This window comes from Pseudomonas sp. TE24901 (genome assembly GCF_054058375.1).
Map to the genome: position 1 here is coordinate 350,484 of NZ_JBSSAF010000002.1, position 17,005 is coordinate 367,488.

The window sequence follows — 17,005 nt, forward strand, 5'->3', positions numbered from 1 at the left end:
GTTAAGTTCCTCATGGTTGGCACCGCGCCGGTGCGGTTTCGTAATACACCTCGGGATCGCCTCGTTCGGGCAAGTCGAAGTCCAGGCGGCAACGGGGCCGGCCGGGGGCGCTGACCCACAGTTCGCGACGGTCCAGCACGTCCGGCAGGAACACTTGGCTGCCTTCCTGAACCAGGGTCACGAATTCGCCGTCGGCGGTGCTGATGGCGGCGCCACGAGGCAGGGGTTGGCCATTGGCGTCGGTCACGTTCAGCAGCGCGCGGCGTGTGAGGGCCACGCCGAACTTGACGTTGTCTACGGCGCCACGTCCGGCCGACAGCACGGCCAGGCCGTTGCTGATGTCGGCGTTGCGCGGCAGCGAGCGGGTGTGCACTTCCACCGGGCTGCGGCCGTAAGGGCTGAGCTGCGACACCACGGCCTGGCCTTGCCAGTCGGTCCACACCGGGCCACTGGGGGTGCTGACCTTGATGCCGGCCATGTCGCCTACCGACATCAGCGCAAAGGTCTCGCGCACCGGGTAGGGCGAAAACGTCAGCCCATCGCTGTGCAACACCACCCCACCGCGTGCGCCACCTTGATAGCTGGAGCGTTCCTGATTGTTGCGGGTGTAGTTGAAGTCCAACTGGCTGTAATACGGCAACGTCGAGACACCGATGGATGACTCCACCTCACGGTCGCGGCTGTCACGTTCAACGCCTACCTGGTAGCTCAACTGGTCGTTGATTTGTTCGCTGACCCCGGCCCCGATGCGGTGATCGCCTGCGGCATTGCGCGCCCAGGCACGACCGCGGCGGCTCTCGCCCAGGGGCACGCTGATGTTCAGGTACACACTGTCATCGCTCTGCTGGCGGCCGCCCACTTGCCACTCGGCGCTGGCGGACACCGATACACGCCCAAAGCTGGTGCCCCACGACGCCAGCGCGCGGCTGCTGCTCTCACCGGTAAACGAGGACGAGCGTGAAATCCCGGCGCTGAACGCGCCGAGCATCGGGTGTGACCAGGACGCTGTGGCGCTTTGCTGATCGCGATAGCGGGAGCGGCGTTGCTCACGGGTTTCGGTGGTGTAGGTGGAGTCCTCGAGGTCGCGGTAGCCAAGGCTGCGCCAGGAGCCGGCCGTGGTGATGGCCCAACGTTCGCTCAGGCGTTGGGACCACGACAGATCGGTTTGCACGCCCTGCTCGTTACCGTTGCGGGTGGCCTGGGCCACTTGGGATGAGGCCTGGAACTGACTGTCCTGCCACGGCAGCCAGGCCAGGCTGGCACCCGCCGCGCGGTAATCCTCGGCGCCCAGCACACCGGCGCCCACGCTGACCTGTGGGTGCAATGCACCGCTCCAGCCGCCGCTGACCACCCAGGGCTCGGCCCCTTCACCGGCACCGAGCTTGCGCACGCGCCCCGCCGCCACCGAGTAACCCGGCGCTGGCAGGCCCAGGCCAAGCATGGCGGCGGGCACGGTGAAGCGACGTTCTTCGCCGCTGCTTTCCTTGACCGTGACTTCCACATCGGAGCGGCTGTTCAAGCGCCGCACATCGGTGAGGGAGAACGGCCCCGCTGGCACCACGGTGGAGTGAATCAACGTGCCGTTCTGACGGATCTCCACTTGGGCCGGGCTGTTGGCGATGCCGGTGATGGTGGCGCCCTGGTTCTGGTCCTGCAGGGCCGTCTCGGTGAGTACCTGGGCCCCGGTGATCTGTGCGCCGGCCAGTACCGGGTTGTAGAGGTTGATCTGCCCGGCCTGGAACACCGCTTGCTGTTCGGCAAAGGTGCGCTGGGCGTAGGCGTCCAGGTGGGTGGTGCGCGACACCTTGTCTTGCCAGGTGCGTACCTGGCGACTGCGCACGATCCAGTCGCCGGCGTTGAAACCGACCTCGGTGTTGGCCGAGCCGAAACGGCTGGTGTCGTCGCCGAACTCGTTGTACAGGCCGCTCAGGTCATAGTTGAGCAGCCCGGCGAACCCGCCGGTCTGGTAGCCGGACACATCGCGCACGGTCGGGCGCAGCGCATCGGTGGGCACGACCAGCGACAGGCTGAGGGTGGCCGGGTCCTGCTCGATCACGGTCTGTGGGTAGGCCTCGAGAAAAGCATGGCATTCGCCATCGTCGGCCGGCATGCGCAAGTGGCCTGCATCCAGCAGGGCCTGGTTGAAACACAGCACGCCCTGCCCGTTGAACACCACGTCGACCCGCCCACGTCGCTGGCCGTTCACGTTGAGGTTCAGGGCATGGCGCCCGGCCGTGAAGCGCGGGGCTTCCAGCAACAGGTTGGCCAATTGCGGGTCAATCCCGCGTTGGGCCAAGGTTTGCGGGTCGAACGAGCCGGCGCCTTCATCGGCAAGGGCGGCAGCCGTTGGCAGCACGGTGCCCAGGCTCAGCGCAACGCCCGCCAGCCATTTGCGCGCCCGGGGTGATGAAACACCAGGCACGGCTTCGCCGTCGCGATCAGTCATAACTGTGCTCACAAGTCGTACTCGAATAAGTGGAGGCAGGCCCGCGTCAATCCTTCGCGACGGGAGAGCTCCTGGTGGCCTTCAATGGGAGGCCACTTCGTTATCAGGGCGCCGGCATTGGGCCCGCCGGCGCTGCGATCAAAGGGTGATCGGTGCTTCGTAAGGCGCCACCGCAAACCCGTAGACGGTGGCCGGTTGCATCTGCACGGTGCTGGCCTGGGCTTGGCTGGCGGCCACGCTCAAGGTCTCGCCGGGCAGCACATAGGTGCGCGGCAGCAAGGCCGAGCCTTTGCCGGGCAGCAAGGTCAATTCCTGAGCCAGGCGGACCACGTAGGGCGTCGGGTTATTCACACTCAGTTGCTGGTTCTTCAGGCTCCAGACCAAGCCGGTCCAGGGCGTGCGATTCGGTGCGAGCCCCTTGGGGTGCAGAATCACCGGCAGGTTTTGGCGCACCGTCACGCCCACTCGCGCATGCCCGGCCTGGCCTTCGGCGCGGCCCTGAGGCATGCCTTCGAAGATCACCCGTTTCAAGCGCTGGGTGGTCAGGGGGGTGGCCGATTGCAGGATGAAACGGATCAACGGGCTCTTGGACGGCTCGACCCGTGTCAGCGGCGGCGTGACAAACAGCAGCGGCGCCGTGTCTTCAGGAATGTCTTCGAGGGTGACGTGCAGCAAGGCGAGCTTGGTGTCGGTGTTGGTCACCGACACCGAGGCTTCGCCATCGGCCTCGTTGACGATCACCACCGACGTGTCCGGCACCATGCCATCGGCGAGCACAAGGGTGGGGCCCCACAACGTCAGCGCCAGCGCGGCGAGGTAGAGGCCGGCATAGCGAACCAGGTTGAACACCCGTGTAATTATTTTGGCAACGCAAGGGAAGGGGAGCATGACTACAGATACCTCAGGTCTAGCACGATGGAGCCGTCCAACGGCACCTCTTGGTCGAGGGTCAGGTAGGCGGCGGCGTTGATCGACGTTTTGATTTCCAGCTTGGCGGTGAGCACGCTGTGCGGGTCCGGCACCAGCGTGCCGGGGTGCGCAAAGCCCATGTAGTTGTCCGGGTAGGCGTTGGTTTCGGGAAACCAGGTCAGGCCTCGATTGCTGGAGGCCAGCACAATGGCGCGTTGGCCATCGCCCACCGCTTCGCGAATGGCCAGGGCCACCGAGCCCAGGCGTTCAGCCGGGGCATGGACGTTGTTGCCCAAGCCGTAATAGAAGCCAGGGCCCACGGAGGAGTCGGCACGGTTATCCACACCGACCAGCACGAACAGCACGGGCTGGTTGCAGGTGACGTTCATGTCCAGTGTGCGCAGGGGCAGTTCGGTGAACTCGTACTGATTGAGCGAGCGGGCCGGCACCCGCCCATGGTCGACGATGCCGCTGGGCGACAGGACCAGCGTGCAGGCACTCGGGGTGACGCTGCCGGTCAATGTCACGTCGACCTTCGAGGCACACAGGGCGGAGGTGGCGGTCAGGCAGAGACCGAGCGTCATCAAGCGGCGTGAGAGCGTGTTCATGGTCGATGTTGGAACCGTGTTGAGGGACATCCGTGAGTGCGGCGCTGGGCGCAACCCGGGAAGGCTGCGCCCGTTTTCCATTACAGGTATTTGACGGTCAGGGTGGTCGAACCGTTGATCGGCACTTCCTCGGTCAGGGTCAGGCTGTTGGCCGGGGCGATGTAGGGGATGATGACCACATCGGTGACCAGCGACTGCACCGGCACCGGGGCGATGGCGGTGGTATTGGCCACGGAGGTTATGCCGTTGTTGGTCAGGTACATGTAGCGGGTCCAGGTCAGGCCGCCGTCACTGGAGGAAATGGGCCCCAGTTCCGTGCCATCTCCGACCGGCGATTGCAGGTACATCTGGAAGGCACCGAGTTTTTCGCTGCCATTGACCAGTCCCAGGCCAAAGTTCCTATCATCGGGTAACGAAGCCGACCCGGCACGATTGTCCTTGGGTTCGATTGCTACCAGTGTTGCCGCGTCGCAGGTGACGGTCATTCGCACGGTCTGGTCGGGCAAGCGGGTGGGGCTGTCGGCATTGAGGTCCTTGGCCGAAATCTTGCCGATCTCCACATTGCCGCCGCCGGACAGCTCCGGCTCGCAGGCTTTTGGGGTGATTATTCCACGCACGGTCAGGTCCACGCTGGAGGCGGCCAGGGCAGTGCCGGTCCCGGTGAGCAGCAGGGTGGCGATCAGGGCATTCAGGGCTTTCATGGTGTTGCTCCTTTCAAGGCAAGCAGAGGGAAAAGGGTCACAAGTACTTGAGTTGCAGCGTGGCCTGGCCGTCCAGTGGCACCTCATCAAGAAGGGTCAGGTCGGTAGCGGGCACGATGATGGTGAATGCGCGCAGCCGGGCATTCAGGGTTTTCAGGGCGATGGGCGTGTTGGGGCCGTCGAGGGCGGCAAACGAGGTCAGTGCTTCATGCCCCAGGTAGATCGAAGCGGACCAGTTGGCGCCGCCGTTGCTTGAGGTGATGACCTTGACCGGTTTGTCATCGGCCACCGGGTCGAACAGCGAGAACGCCACGCTGCCCAGTTTTTCTTTTTCGGCGGTCATGCCCAGGCCGTGGTGCCTCGGGTTGATGGCAGAGGTGCCCGCGCGGTTATCCACGGTGGTCAAGGTGAAAAAGGTCTCTCCCTCGCACTGCACTTCAAAGCGCATCTCGGCCGCATCGAGCAACGTGGGGGAGCTGGGTTGCAGGTCCTTGGAGGTCATCTTGCCGTGGTCGATCACGCCACCGTTTGACAGTACGGACGTGCAGGCTCTGGGGGTGATGGTCCCGGAGACGCTCAGGTCCGTACTGCTGGCAGCGAACGCGCCAGGCGCAAGGGCGGCTAGCAGGAAGGCGAGGGTGGGTCTATCCATGGGCACAAGTCCTTGTAAGGTAGGGTTGAGGGTGAGGCACTACAGGTAAATCAGGTCCAGCGTGGCTGAGCCGTCCAGTGGCACCTCGCGATCCAGGGTCAGGCCCTGGGCCGGTGCGATCAGCGTGCTGACACGTATTTGCACACGCAGCGCTTGGATCGGCAGCGGGCTCCAGACGCCGGAAGAAGCGTCCCCGAACGCGGCCAGTCGTAGCGGCGGCAAGGCGACGTTCTCTTCAACCACGCTCCAGCTTTGGCCGTTGTCTGATGACTGCAATTGAGTGATGGGCGCGTTCTCTGCCAAGGGGGTATGCAAGGTGGTGTGGAACACACCGAGCCGCTCGCTGGCGTTGATCAGGCCGAGCCCGAAACCGTAGGGCTCGGCCGCGCTGGAGCCGGCACGGTTATCGGTGAGCCTCAGGGCAAACAGGGTCGGGGCCTGGCAGTTGACGGCCGCAGGCAGCTGGGTGAGCGGCAACGGGGTGAAGGACTCGCGGTTCAGATCGCGGGCGGCGATCTTGCCGTAGTCGACTAGACCCTCTTGGGCCAGGCTCGGTTTGCACGCGCTGGGGGTGATGTTGCCGCGTACTGCCAGGTCGACGTTGCTGGCGGCGAACGCTGCGGGGGCCAGGTTGAGCACGAGGCCGAACGTGCTGCAACGGCACAGCGTTGAGGCCTTCATAGGTAGCGCAACTCGAACGTGGCGGACCCGTCCAGGGGAATGGTTTCGCCTGCCGGGATCTGGCTTTTTGGAAAAATGTAGGGCTGGACAATCAGGTCCAGCGCTACATCTGTCAGGGAGACGGGGGCGCGTGTGCCGGAAGTCTGATTGCCGAAAGCACTGAGTGTATTAGCCGGTACCTGCCGTTCGGAGTTGTAGATCCAGGTCGAGCCGTTATCCAGGGAGTAGATCGGGTAGGCGCTGGGGTCGTCGGTGACCACGTTTTCCATGGTCAGGAAATACGTGGCGATCCAGTTTGTCGGGCTGATCCGCCCCAGTACGAAGGAGGCGGCGGGGCCCGCCATGGAGGATCGATTGTCCTGGGCGTTCAACGCGAACAAGCTCGAACCTTCGCAATTGACCGCCAACTTGAAGAGGGTCCTGGGCAGTTCGGTGACCTCGGTCGGGTCCAGGTCCTGGGTCGAGATCTTGCCGTAGTCCACCAGCCCGCCGTTGCTCAGGCTAGGCCTACAAGCGCTCGGGGTAATGGCACCTTTGACCGAAAGGTCCACGGAGCTAGCGGCCAGCGCCGTACTGGCGTGGGCGATCAGCAGGGCTCCGGCCAGGGCGGCGAGAGAGTCTTTCATCACAGTCGGTATTCCTATGCACGGATCAGGGGCAGAGCGGCGCGGTGAAGTTGCCCATGGGTTTTATGGTTGTGGTGGGCACGCGTCGCTTTAAGGGAAAGCGGGGAGGAATTTATCGCCGGGCGGGAGAGGCGGAAATGCAACTATTACGAATGACAGGGTGGCAATGACAAAAGGGGGTTGTTTAAGCAGAAAGCCTGATTTTCGAAGGCGATCGGCTGATTTGTCGTAGTTTTTGTATCGTCGCCCTGCATGTATTCGGATATTTTGCGCCCGTCTTGATTGCTTGTACCCAACCCGCACGGGTTCAGGTGATCGTCCTTAATTACGCAAAGTCAGGGTGAGTTGATCGCTCTCATTGAGGGCAGCATGCCTGGCCACTTTTCAAACCGACGTTCGCCGACAATAGCGCCTGAAGCCCGGGTGCTGGTGGTGGATGACCACTGCACTTACCGCCTGTTGCTTGGCTCACTGCTTGAAAAACTCGCGGTGGCCTACCAGTGCTGTTGTGATGGGCAGCAAGCCCTGCACGCCTTGGCGACCGAGCATTTCGACCTGGTGATCAGCGACTGCCGCATGCCGGTGATGGATGGCTATACCCTCACCCGTGAACTGCGCCGCCGCGAACAGGCGGCGGGCCGCCCCCCTGCCATCGTGCTGGGCTTGAGCGGCAGCCTGGGGCCGGAAGAAATTCGCCAGTGCGTGGCTTGCGGCATGGACGGCTGGTTGATCAAACCCATCGGCTTTGCGCAATTGCGTGAGGTGCTGCGCTGCTGGCTGCCGCCAGAGCCTGCGGGCATCGTCGAGAGGGAGGTGGGCACTGTCCGAACCGGTCGTCGCAGCTTTCCCAATCGTGCCAGCCTGATCGATGCCTTTGGCTCCTGGGATGTGGTGGAGCCGATGCTGTTCAGTCTTATCCAGGAAGCGCATGCAGACCTGGCGGTGCTGGTTCATGCCCAGGCCGACCTGGATGCCAGGCTGGCCGCACAGTGCTTGCATCGCTTGGTAGGCAGCGTGGCGTTCCTGGGGGAAACCGGCCTGGAGGCCGGCGCTGCGGATCTGATCGAGCGTGTGCAATTGACGGGCATGGCACTGAACCGGCCGGTGTTGGATGAGTTTCGCCATGAAGTGGAATGGTATTTGAACTACTTGGCTCAACTTTGAAGGAATATATCCTCTAACTATGTAGTGCTTTTCCTTATGTAATTTCTCTTATTTATGTAGGAAGTAGTGAGGGCCTTATTAAGTGTGGGGTTTGACGCACTAAGAGCGTTTTATTTCTGGTTGTTGCAGAAACATGATCGCGGTATTTTGGCGGTCTCAAATTGCCATCATGGAAAAACCGATGATTCGCATCATTATTGCTGACGATCACCCTATTGTTCGCGTGGGCCAGAAAGTGGTGATCGAGGCGAGTGGCAAGTGCAAGGTCGTGGGGGAGGCCGACGGGCCTGACCAACTCCTGGAGTTGGTCGGCCGAATACCCTGCGACGTGATCGTGACTGATTTTGCCATGCCCGGTAATCAGCAAGCGGATGGGTATGGCTTGCTGGGACTGTTGAACCGCCAATACCCCGATGTACCGGTGATCCTGGTGACCATGTTTGCCAATATCGCGACCCTGCGTGCAGCCTTCAGCCACGGCGCCCGGGGGATTATCGCCAAGAGTGCGTCTGCCCGGGAATTGCCCCAGGCCTTGACCGCTGTGGTGCAAGGGCGTGAGTTTGTCAGTGAGTGCCTGCGTGTGCAGTTGGACCAGGCATGCCTGGCCCAGCCGACCCAGGCACCCAAGTTGTCGGGCAAGGAGCAAGAGGTCGTGCGCATGCTCGCCAGCGGGATGACAGTCAGCCAGATTGCCGCGCGGGTCAATCGCAGTATTTCAACTATCAGCAAACAGAAGAGCACGGCAATGCACCGGTTATGTATATCAACCGATGTAGATTTGTTTACCTATGCGCGAGATGCCGGGATGGTGCCTTAGTTGGGGCTTGGTAAATAAGTTTGGCGTGATGACAGTACTTTTACCCTGTTGAGCCTGAATAACTTCAGGGCGATGGTATGGCCCAGCTATTTATCGAACCTGTAGTTGCGCAAAGTTGGCGTGGCGGGGTCGATAAGGCAGGGGGACTTTCAAAGGTACCTGAGCGGTTAGCTGATTGATGCCTGTCGAAGGGGTGTAACTCGGACCTCACCCCTTTCATTGACGTAGCAAATGTACATGGCATTGCGCCCATGGGCAGACTATCGTGCAACCCGGATAACAATAGCGCCCGGAGCCTGCCCATGAGTGATGCCCACACCGCCCTGATCAACCGTTTCTACCAGGCCTTCCAGCGCCTTGACGCCGAGGCCATGGCCGCCTGCTACACCGACGATGTGGTGTTCAGCGACCCCGCCTTCGGCCCATTGCATGGGCGTGATGCTGGCGACATGTGGCGCATGCTCACCACGCGCGCCAAGGACTTCTCCCTGACCTTCGACAACGTGCGCAGCGATGAGCGCAGCGGCGGTGCACATTGGGTCGCCACGTACCTGTTCAGCGCCACCGGTAACACGGTGGTCAACGATATCCAGGCGCGCTTTGTGTTTCGCGACGGCAAGATCTGTGAACACCACGACAGCTTTGACCTGTGGCGCTGGTCGCGTCAGGCGCTGGGCACCAAAGGTTTGTTGCTGGGCTGGACGCCGCTGGTGAAAAACGCCGTGCGTAGCCAGGCCCTGCGTGGTTTGAAGGCGTTCCAGGCCAGTCGTTGATAAGCTGGGCGCTCTTCTGGTTTTGCCGGCTCGACCTGTGACTGAAACTTCTGAACCCAAACCCTGGTTTGTCTACCTGGTACGCGCCGCCAACGGCTCGTTGTACTGCGGCATCAGCAATGACCCGGTGCGCCGTTTTGCCATGCACCAGCGTGGCAAGGGCGCGCGGTTCTTCCTGTCCAGCCCCGCCGTGGCGCTGGTGTACACCGAGCAGTGCGCGAGCAAGGGCGAGGCGTTGCGCCAGGAACGGTTGATCAAGAAGTTGAAGAAGAGCGCCAAGGAGTGCCTGGCGGCGAGCAGCCCATTGATTTGACTGATGGGTTCCCATCGTCCCCAATCGATGTGTTGCAGGCTAAGCTAGCGGCTCACTTATCGAGCGGAGCCTGGTATGTCTGAGTTGATTCTTCACCACTACCCCCAGTCCCCTTTTGCTGAAAAAGCCCGCCTGTTGCTGGGCTTCAAAGGCTTGTCCTGGCGCTCGGTGCATATCGCGCCGGTGATGCCCAAGCCGGACCTGATGCCCCTGACCGGTGGCTACCGCAAGACCCCGGTGCTGCAAGTGGGCGCCGATATCTACTGCGACACGGCCTTGATCGCCCGGCGTCTGGAACAGGAAAAAGCCGCCCCGACCCTGTTTCCCCAAGGCCAGGAATTGATCACCCAGGGCTTTGCCGCCTGGGCGGATTCGCTGGTGTTTTCCCATGCCGTTGCGCTGGTGTTCCAGCCCGAGTCCCTGGCGGTCAAATTTGCCAAGGTGCCGCCGGAAATGATCCAGGTGCTGGTCGCCGACCGCAAAAAGCTGTTCAGCGGTGGCACGGCGGCGCGGGTGCAACTGGAGCAGGCCCTGCATCAATGGCCGGCGATCATCAGCCGCATCAATCAGCAATTGCAGCATCAGGCGGGGGATTTTCTGTTCGGCGAGCCTTCGATTGCCGACTTCTCCCTGGCCCACCCGTTATGGTTCCTCAAAGGCTCTTCGGTGACTGCGCCGTTGGTGGATGCCTATCCCGCCGTAGCAGCCTGGCTGGATCGCGTGTTGGGCTTTGGCCATGGCACGTCCACCCCGATGAGCGCCGAGCAAGCCCTGGACGTCGCGCGCAATGCGAGCCCGGCCGTGCTGCCGGATGAGGTTTTCGACGACTTGAACGGCTTCAAGGTCGGGCAGCAGGTGACCATTTCGGCGACCGACTACGGCACCGACCCGGTGGCGGGCGAGTTGCTGTTTGCCGGGCGTGAAGAGCTGATCCTGCGCCGTATCGATGAGCGTGCCGGCACCGTGCATGTGCATTTCCCCCGCATGGGTTTTTGCATTCAGGCGCAGTAAACAAATTTTTTTGCAAAGAGCAGTGAGGTAAATCGCCAGCCCATCCGTGTAGTGCTTGAAACTGCGATCTATTCGCATTAACAGCGTTTTCTACACGGGTTCTCACAGCATGAAGTCGATGGCGGGCGGTTTGGTTAAACAGTGGCTGGGAGCCTCGGTATTGGCGGTTTCGGGGCTGGCGTTGCTGCCCTTGGGCATTGCACAGGCGCAGGAGCAGCAAAGCACCCAGTTCAACTTTGCCCTGGCAGCCAAACCGCTGCCCCAGGCCTTGAGCGACTTCAGCCGGGTCACTGGCATCAGCGTGATCTACACCGATGAGGCGCCCTACGGCCTCAGCGCCCCCGCCGTCAGCGGCCAGATGAGTGCGACCCAGGCCCTGCAACGCCTGCTGGGCAAGTCCGGCTTTACCTTCCGTCAGATCGATGCCCGTACCCTGGCCCTGGAGCCGGTGCCCACCGACGGCGCCCTCAACCTCGGCGCCACCACCATCAGCGGGGCCGGCCAGGCCCAGGACAGCACCAGCTATCAGCCGCCGCCCACCAGTTCGGTGATGCGCTCCCACGGCCTGCTGCTGGAAACTCCGCAAACCGTCAACGTGGTGCCGGCCCAGGTCCTGCGTGACCAGACCCCGCGCAACCTGGACGATGCCCTGGGCAATATCAGCGGCATTACCCAGGCCAATACCCTGGCCAGTACCCAGGACGCGGTGATGCTGCGCGGCTTTGGCGACAACCGTAATGGTTCGATCATGCAGGACGGCATGCCCATTGTGCAGGGACGTGCTCTGAACTCCACGGCCGAACGCGTCGAAGTGCTCAAGGGCCCGGCGTCATTGTTGTACGGCATCCAGGACCCGGGCGGCGTGGTCAATATCGTCAGCAAGAAGCCTGAACTGGTGCAGTCCACCTCGTTGACCGCACGCGGCTCGACCTTTGGTGATGGCAAGAACGGCAGCGGCGGCAACCTCGACACCACCGGCCCGATTGGGGACAGCGGCTTGGCCTATCGCCTGATCGTCGACCATGAAGACGAAGATTACTGGCGCAACTTCGGCACCCACCGCGAGACGCTGGTGGCGCCGTCCCTGGCCTGGTACGGCGACACCACCAAAGTGGTGTTTGCCTACGAGCACCGCGAATTCCTCTCGCCGTTCGACCGTGGCACCGCCATCGACCCCAAGACCAACCACCCGCTGGATATCCCTGCGACCCGTCGCCTGGATGAGCCGTTCAACAACATGGAGGGCCGCTCCGACCTGTACCGCCTGGAAGTCGATCATGACCTGAACGACGACTGGAAAGCCCACTTCGGCTACAGCTGGAACCGCGAGACCTACGACGCCAGCCAAGTGCGCATCGTGACCGTGAACCCCAACGGCACCTTGACGCGCAGCATGGACGGCACCGGGGGCGCGTTGACCACTGACCGTTTCTCCACGTTCAGCCTGGAAGGGAAGGTCAACGTGGCCGGCATGCAGCATGACCTGGTGTTTGGCCTGGATGACGAGTACCGCAAGATCTATCGCGCGGACCTGATTCGCCAGGCACAACGCAGTGCGTTCAGCTACCTCAACCCGGTGTATGGCCGCGATGTGGAAGGCACCACCGTCAGCGCCAAGGACAGTGCCCAGACCGACTTGCTGCGCAGCGATTCGCTGTTCTTCCAGGACGCGATCCACCTGACCGACAAATGGATTCTGGTGGGCGGCGCGCGCTACCAGATGTACGACCAATACGCGGGCAAAGGCGTGCCGTTCACCGCCAACACCAACGGTAACGGCCAGGCCTGGGTGCCGCGTGCCGGCCTGGTGTATCGCTACACCGACGAGCTGTCGTTCTACGGCAGCTACACCGAATCGTTCAAACCCAACTCCACCATTGCGGCCCTGGCCGATGGCAGCAAGTTGACGGGCGACCTGACGCCGGAGAAATCCAAGTCCTGGGAACTGGGCGCCAAGCTCGATATGCCGGGGCGCATCACCGCGAGCGCGGCGCTGTTCAACATTGAAAAACGCAACGTGCTGGTCTCAGTCGGCTCTGGCGCAAACACCATCTACAGCATCGCTGGCCAGGTGCGTTCCCGTGGCCTGGAACTGGACGCCACCGGCCAGTTGACCGACCAATGGAGCCTGATCGGCAGCTACGCCTACACCGATGCCCTGGACACCAAGGACAAGGACCCGACCCTGGAAGGCAACCGCCTGCAGAACGTTGCGAAGAACACCGCTTCGCTCTCGGCGGTGTATGACTTCGGCAATGTTTTTGGTGGCGACCAACTGCGCGTGGGCGCCGGCGCTCGCTATGTGGGCGAGCGCGCCGGCGATGCGGCCAACGACTTCACCCTGCCGGGCTACACCGTGGCGGACGCGTTTGCGACCTACGACACCAAGATCGAAGGGCAGAAGGTCAAGTTCCAGCTCAACGTGAAGAACATGTTCGACCGCGTCTACTACGCCTCGGCGGCGAGCCGGGTGTTTGTGTCCTTGGGCGATGCGCGCCAGGTGTCGGTCTCCAGCACGTTGACCTTCTGACGGCCCTGCGGCGAGGGCGCTTGCTCCCGCTGGGCTGCGCAGCAGCCTGAACCGGAGACAAGCCCACTCGCCACAAAGGAACGGAGCTGTTAGCGTTGCCGCCATTGAAGCCTTGCGGGAAAACGCTACTGATGCGGTTGCAGAAATGGATACACACCAGCGCAATGCTGGTTGCCTTGAGTGTTGTGCTGGGCGGTTGCGCCAGTGTTTCGCAGACGTCGGGTTCAGCCCAGCTGGACCAACTGCTGGCCGACCCGGCGCTGCACGGCGCCACGGTTTCCCTCATGGTGCGTGATGCCCGCAGCGGCGCCACGCTCTACCAGCACAACCCGCGCACGCGACTGGTGCCGGCCTCCAATCTCAAGTTGTTGACCACGGCGGCGGCCATGGATGTGCTGGGGCCGCAATACCGTTTTGCCACGCAATTGCTGAGCAACGGCATTCGCCAGGGTGATCGCCTGACTGGCAACCTCTACCTGCGCGGCCTGGGCGACCCGACCCTGCAGTTTGCCGACTATCAGGCACTGGCGGCGCAACTCGCCAGCCAGGGCATCCGTCAGGTGCAGGGCGACCTGGTGTTCGACGACACCTGGTTTGACGCCGAACGGCTGGGTGTCGATTGGTCCCATGACGATGAAAGCACCTACTACGGCGCGCAGATTTCGGCGCTGACCGTGTCACCCAACAGCGACTTTGATGCAGGCTCCGTGTTGGTGACCGCCAAGGCGCCGTCGCGGGTCGGCCAGCCGGTGGGGGTGGAGATCTTCCCGCCCACCGACTACCTGCAGTTGAGCAACCGCGCCGTCAGCGGCCCGGGCAATACCTATGGGATCAACCGCCGCCATGGCACCAACCTGTTGCAACTCAGTGGTGCGGTGGCGCCGGGCAAGCAGAGCCAGCAATTGGTGAGTGTGTGGGAGCCGACGCAACTGGTGGCCAACCTCTTCGAGCAGGCCCTGGCGCAGCAAGGCATCGTCGTGTCCGGACGGCGGATCATCGGCGGGGGCTCCCCGGTTGCGATCACCGTACTGGCCGAACACCAATCGGCGCCGTTGCAGGAGCTGATCACGCCGCTGCTCAAGCTGTCGAACAACAACATGTCCGAAGCCTTGCTCAAGGCCATGGGGCGCCAGACTGCCAATAGCGGTACGGCGGCGGCGGGTGTGGTGGCGGTGGCCGGGTTTCTCAAGCGCCAGGGCCTGGAGACGGCGGCGCTGAATCAGGTGGATGGCTCCGGTTTGTCGCGGCGCAACCTGGTGTCATCGCAAACCCTCACCGACCTGTTGCTGGCGGCCAGCAAACAACCCTGGTTCAACGCCTGGTACAACGCCCTGCCGATTGCCGGCAACGCCGACCGCATGACGGGCGGCAGCCTGCGTTATCGCCTGGTTGGCACGCCGGCGCAGAACAACCTGCACGCCAAGACCGGCTCCATGGGTGGTGTGTCGTCGCTCAGTGGCTACATCAATGATGCGCGCGGGCATCGGTTGGTGTTTTCCATGGTCACCAACAACTACGTGGTGGCGGGCGCGCAGGTCAAGGCCCTGGAAAACCGCGTGGCCGTGGCCCTCGCCGGTTGGGACAACTGATTCAGGGCTGGTAGCCCATGCGCCAGCTCACGGCCCGGGTTGCCGCCAGCAAATGCTGGGCCGCCGGGCCATCTTCATCGGCATGGAACAGGGAGGTGGGGCCGACCACGGTCATCACCGCCGCCACGTGCCCGACCGCGTTGAACACCGGCGCCGAGAGCGCATCCACCCCGGGCATCAGCAAGCCATGCACAAAGTGCAGGCCTCGGCTGCGGATCTGTTCGCAGGCACTGGCGTAGGCCTGGTCGTCCGCCAGGGTATGGGCAGTGCCCGCCTGGATTTCGCGCTCGCGCAATTCCACGGTCTCCCGTGACGGCAAATAGGCGCTGAATACCAGCCCGGTGGAGGAACTGAGCAGAGGCAGTACCGAACCCAGCTGCGTCACCACCGTCACCGCACGCACGGCGGGTTCGATCTGCACCACGGTGGCGCCCTGGTTGCCCCATACCGCCAAAAAGCAGGTTTCGTTCAATTCATCGCGCAGCTCCGCCAGGGGCATCGCGCCGACTTTCAGCACGTCCATGCTGCCCAGCGCGGCCAGGCCCACGCGCAATGCTTCGCGGCCCAGGCCGTAATGGTTGGTGGCGGTGTTCTGTTCGGCAAAGCCCGAGGCGATCAGCGCTTGCAGGTAGCGATGCACCTTGCTGGCCGGCATCTGCACGTGTTCGGCCAGGCGCGACAGCGACGTGGCGGGGGACAGTTCGGCCAGGGCCTTGAGGATGTCGGTGCCCACTTCGGCCGAGCGGACTTTCTGTTTACCGGTGTCGCGGGGCTTTTCCATGGGGCAGCGGGAATCCGAGAGATGAATGGGCGTCTTTATAGCTTGACGGTCGATGGTGATCAAATTACGTTATGCGTAACTGGATTACGATAAAAACAACTTCCGCTCAGAGGATGATCCATGACCCTCGAATACCTGTCGGGCTTCGGCAATGAATTCGCCAGCGAAGCCCTGCCCGGCGCGCTGCCCGTCGGCCAGAACTCCCCGCAAAAAGCGCCCTACGGGCTGTACACCGAACTGTTCTCCGGCACCGCGTTCACCATGGCGCGCAGCGAAGCCCGTCGCACCTGGCTGTACCGCATCCAGCCGTCGGCCAATCACCCTGCCTTCGTCAAACTTGAGCGGCAATTGGCTGGTGGCCCGCTCGGCGCGGTGACGCCTAATCGCTTGCGTTGGAACCCGCTGGATATGCCTGGTGAGCCGACGGACTTCATCGATGGGCTCGTCGGCATGGTCGCCAATACCGGGTCGGAAAAACCCTCTGGCATCAGCATTTATCACTACCGCGCCAACCGCTCCATGGACCGCGTGTTCTTCAACGCCGATGGCGAACTGTTGATCGTGCCCGAGCAGGGCCGCTTGCGCATCGCCACTGAACTGGGCGTGTTGGAAGTGGAACCGCTGGAAATCGTCGTGCTGCCGCGTGGCCTTAAATTCCGCATCGAGCTGCTGGACGCCCAGGCGCGCGGCTATGTCGCCGAGAACCATGGCGCACCGCTGCGCCTGCCAGACCTTGGGCCTATCGGCAGCAACGGCCTGGCGAACCCACGTGACTTCCTCACGCCGGTGGCCCATTACGAAGACCTCAAGCAACCGACCACCCTGGTGCAGAAATTCCTCGGTGAGCTGTGGGCCTGCGAGCTCGACCATTCGCCGCTCAACGTTGTCGCGTGGCATGGCAATAACGTGCCGTACAAATACGACCTGCGCCGCTTCAACACGATTGGCACCGTGAGTTTCGATCACCCGGACCCGTCGATCTTCACCGTGTTGACCTCGCCCACCAGCGTGCACGGCCTGGCCAACCTCGACTTCGTGATCTTCCCGCCACGCTGGATGGTGGCCGAGAACACCTTCCGTCCGCCGTGGTTCCACCGCAACCTGATGAACGAATACATGGGCCTGATCCAGGGCGCCTACGACGCCAAGGCCGAAGGTTTCCTGCCGGGCGGTGCGTCGCTGCACAGCTGCATGAGCGCCCACGGCCCGGACGGAGAGACCTGCACCAAGGCCATCAACGTCGAGTTGGCACCGCACAAGATCGATAACACCATGGCCTTCATGTTCGAGACCAGCCAAGTGCTGCGCCCTACACAGTTCGCCCTGGAATGCCCGCAACTGCAAAACACCTATGACGCGTGCTGGGCTTCGCTGCCCGCCACCTTCAACCCGAACCGGAGATAA

Annotated in this window: 16 protein-coding genes; 8 read left to right on the forward strand and 8 right to left on the reverse strand. The window is 62.8% G+C overall.

The annotated features are described in order from the left end of the window. Positions 1 to 10: 10 nt before the first annotated feature. The 7 genes from ACVWVP_RS05325 to ACVWVP_RS05355 form a co-directional block, all read right to left on the reverse strand. Positions 11 to 2,446, reverse strand: a complete 2,436-nt coding sequence (locus ACVWVP_RS05325) for a fimbria/pilus outer membrane usher protein (protein ID WP_457404612.1) — start codon at positions 2,444 to 2,446, stop codon at positions 11 to 13. Positions 2,447 to 2,584: 138 nt separating this feature from the next. Continuing rightward, positions 2,585 to 3,295, reverse strand: coding sequence for a fimbria/pilus chaperone family protein (locus ACVWVP_RS05330; protein WP_457404613.1), 711 nt, complete (start codon positions 3,293 to 3,295; stop codon positions 2,585 to 2,587). A 41-nt stretch (positions 3,296 to 3,336) separates the two neighbouring features. Next, positions 3,337 to 3,963, reverse strand: coding sequence for a DUF1120 domain-containing protein (locus tag ACVWVP_RS05335; RefSeq protein ID WP_178922859.1), 627 nt, complete (start codon positions 3,961 to 3,963; stop codon positions 3,337 to 3,339). A gap of 80 nt (positions 3,964 to 4,043) precedes the next feature. After that, the gene (locus ACVWVP_RS05340) at positions 4,044 to 4,664 is read right to left on the reverse strand and encodes a DUF1120 domain-containing protein (protein ID WP_259171903.1); all 621 of its coding nucleotides are present in this window, start codon (positions 4,662 to 4,664) and stop codon (positions 4,044 to 4,046) included. Positions 4,665 to 4,701: 37 nt separating this feature from the next. Beyond that, on the reverse strand, positions 4,702 to 5,316 hold the full coding sequence (locus tag ACVWVP_RS05345) for a DUF1120 domain-containing protein (RefSeq protein WP_259171902.1): 615 nt from the start codon (positions 5,314 to 5,316) through the stop codon (positions 4,702 to 4,704). Between the two features lie 39 nt (positions 5,317 to 5,355). Then, positions 5,356 to 5,997, reverse strand: coding sequence for a DUF1120 domain-containing protein (locus ACVWVP_RS05350; RefSeq protein ID WP_457404616.1), 642 nt, complete (start codon positions 5,995 to 5,997; stop codon positions 5,356 to 5,358). Beyond that, positions 5,994 to 6,623, reverse strand: a complete 630-nt coding sequence (locus ACVWVP_RS05355) for a DUF1120 domain-containing protein (RefSeq protein ID WP_178922868.1) — start codon at positions 6,621 to 6,623, stop codon at positions 5,994 to 5,996. The genes ACVWVP_RS05350 and ACVWVP_RS05355 overlap by 4 nt, the downstream gene beginning before the upstream one ends. Positions 6,624 to 6,992: 369 nt before the next feature. Here ACVWVP_RS05355 and ACVWVP_RS05360 point away from each other — a divergent pair, with 369 nt between their 5' ends. From ACVWVP_RS05360 to dacB, 7 genes are all read left to right on the forward strand, one after another. Then, entirely contained in the window at positions 6,993 to 7,787 is a 795-nt protein-coding gene (locus tag ACVWVP_RS05360; RefSeq protein ID WP_259171900.1) for a response regulator, read from the forward strand. Positions 7,788 to 7,968: 181 nt separating this feature from the next. Continuing rightward, entirely contained in the window at positions 7,969 to 8,604 is a 636-nt protein-coding gene (locus ACVWVP_RS05365) for a response regulator transcription factor (protein ID WP_178922872.1), read from the forward strand. A gap of 302 nt (positions 8,605 to 8,906) precedes the next feature. After that, complete coding sequence (locus ACVWVP_RS05370) at positions 8,907 to 9,377, forward strand: nuclear transport factor 2 family protein (RefSeq protein ID WP_178922874.1); 471 nt, start codon at positions 8,907 to 8,909, stop codon at positions 9,375 to 9,377. A 37-nt stretch (positions 9,378 to 9,414) separates the two neighbouring features. Then, positions 9,415 to 9,690, forward strand: a complete 276-nt coding sequence (locus ACVWVP_RS05375) for a GIY-YIG nuclease family protein (RefSeq protein WP_178922876.1) — start codon at positions 9,415 to 9,417, stop codon at positions 9,688 to 9,690. Between the two features lie 75 nt (positions 9,691 to 9,765). Next, positions 9,766 to 10,701, forward strand: coding sequence for a glutathione S-transferase family protein (locus tag ACVWVP_RS05380; protein ID WP_457404619.1), 936 nt, complete (start codon positions 9,766 to 9,768; stop codon positions 10,699 to 10,701). A gap of 109 nt (positions 10,702 to 10,810) precedes the next feature. Beyond that, on the forward strand, positions 10,811 to 13,231 hold the full coding sequence (locus ACVWVP_RS05385; protein WP_457404621.1) for a TonB-dependent siderophore receptor: 2,421 nt from the start codon (positions 10,811 to 10,813) through the stop codon (positions 13,229 to 13,231). Between the two features lie 131 nt (positions 13,232 to 13,362). Then, positions 13,363 to 14,820: a D-alanyl-D-alanine carboxypeptidase/D-alanyl-D-alanine endopeptidase gene (gene dacB / locus ACVWVP_RS05390; protein ID WP_178922882.1), complete on the forward strand. Its 1,458-nt coding sequence runs from the start codon at positions 13,363 to 13,365 to the stop codon at positions 14,818 to 14,820. 1 nt (position 14,821) lies between these two features. Here dacB and ACVWVP_RS05395 read toward each other — a convergent pair whose 3' ends face one another. Beyond that, a complete protein-coding gene (locus ACVWVP_RS05395; protein ID WP_178922884.1) occupies positions 14,822 to 15,601 on the reverse strand; it encodes an IclR family transcriptional regulator in 780 nt (259 codons plus the stop codon). Positions 15,602 to 15,721: 120 nt separating this feature from the next. Here ACVWVP_RS05395 and hmgA point away from each other — a divergent pair, with 120 nt between their 5' ends. Further along, positions 15,722 to 17,005 (forward strand): homogentisate 1,2-dioxygenase, encoded by a 1,284-nt coding sequence (gene hmgA / locus ACVWVP_RS05400; RefSeq protein ID WP_178922886.1) that lies wholly within the window; start codon positions 15,722 to 15,724, stop codon positions 17,003 to 17,005.

Coding starts and splice junctions, on each gene's coding strand:
- ACVWVP_RS05325 (WP_457404612.1), bottom strand. CDS start 2,446: ATGACTGATCGCGACGGCGAAGCCGTGCCTGGTGTTTCATCACCCCGG.
- ACVWVP_RS05335 (WP_178922859.1), bottom strand. CDS start 3,963: ATGAACACGCTCTCACGCCGCTTGATGACGCTCGGTCTCTGCCTGACC.
- ACVWVP_RS05340 (WP_259171903.1), bottom strand. CDS start 4,664: ATGAAAGCCCTGAATGCCCTGATCGCCACCCTGCTGCTCACCGGGACC.
- ACVWVP_RS05345 (WP_259171902.1), bottom strand. CDS start 5,316: ATGGATAGACCCACCCTCGCCTTCCTGCTAGCCGCCCTTGCGCCTGGC.
- ACVWVP_RS05350 (WP_457404616.1), bottom strand. CDS start 5,997: ATGAAGGCCTCAACGCTGTGCCGTTGCAGCACGTTCGGCCTCGTGCTC.
- ACVWVP_RS05355 (WP_178922868.1), bottom strand. CDS start 6,623: ATGAAAGACTCTCTCGCCGCCCTGGCCGGAGCCCTGCTGATCGCCCAC.
- ACVWVP_RS05360 (WP_259171900.1), top strand. CDS start 6,993: ATGCCTGGCCACTTTTCAAACCGACGTTCGCCGACAATAGCGCCTGAA.
- ACVWVP_RS05365 (WP_178922872.1), top strand. CDS start 7,969: ATGATTCGCATCATTATTGCTGACGATCACCCTATTGTTCGCGTGGGC.
- ACVWVP_RS05370 (WP_178922874.1), top strand. CDS start 8,907: ATGAGTGATGCCCACACCGCCCTGATCAACCGTTTCTACCAGGCCTTC.
- ACVWVP_RS05380 (WP_457404619.1), top strand. CDS start 9,766: ATGTCTGAGTTGATTCTTCACCACTACCCCCAGTCCCCTTTTGCTGAA.
- ACVWVP_RS05385 (WP_457404621.1), top strand. CDS start 10,811: ATGAAGTCGATGGCGGGCGGTTTGGTTAAACAGTGGCTGGGAGCCTCG.
- dacB (WP_178922882.1), top strand. CDS start 13,363: ATGCGGTTGCAGAAATGGATACACACCAGCGCAATGCTGGTTGCCTTG.
- ACVWVP_RS05395 (WP_178922884.1), bottom strand. CDS start 15,601: ATGGAAAAGCCCCGCGACACCGGTAAACAGAAAGTCCGCTCGGCCGAA.
- hmgA (WP_178922886.1), top strand. CDS start 15,722: ATGACCCTCGAATACCTGTCGGGCTTCGGCAATGAATTCGCCAGCGAA.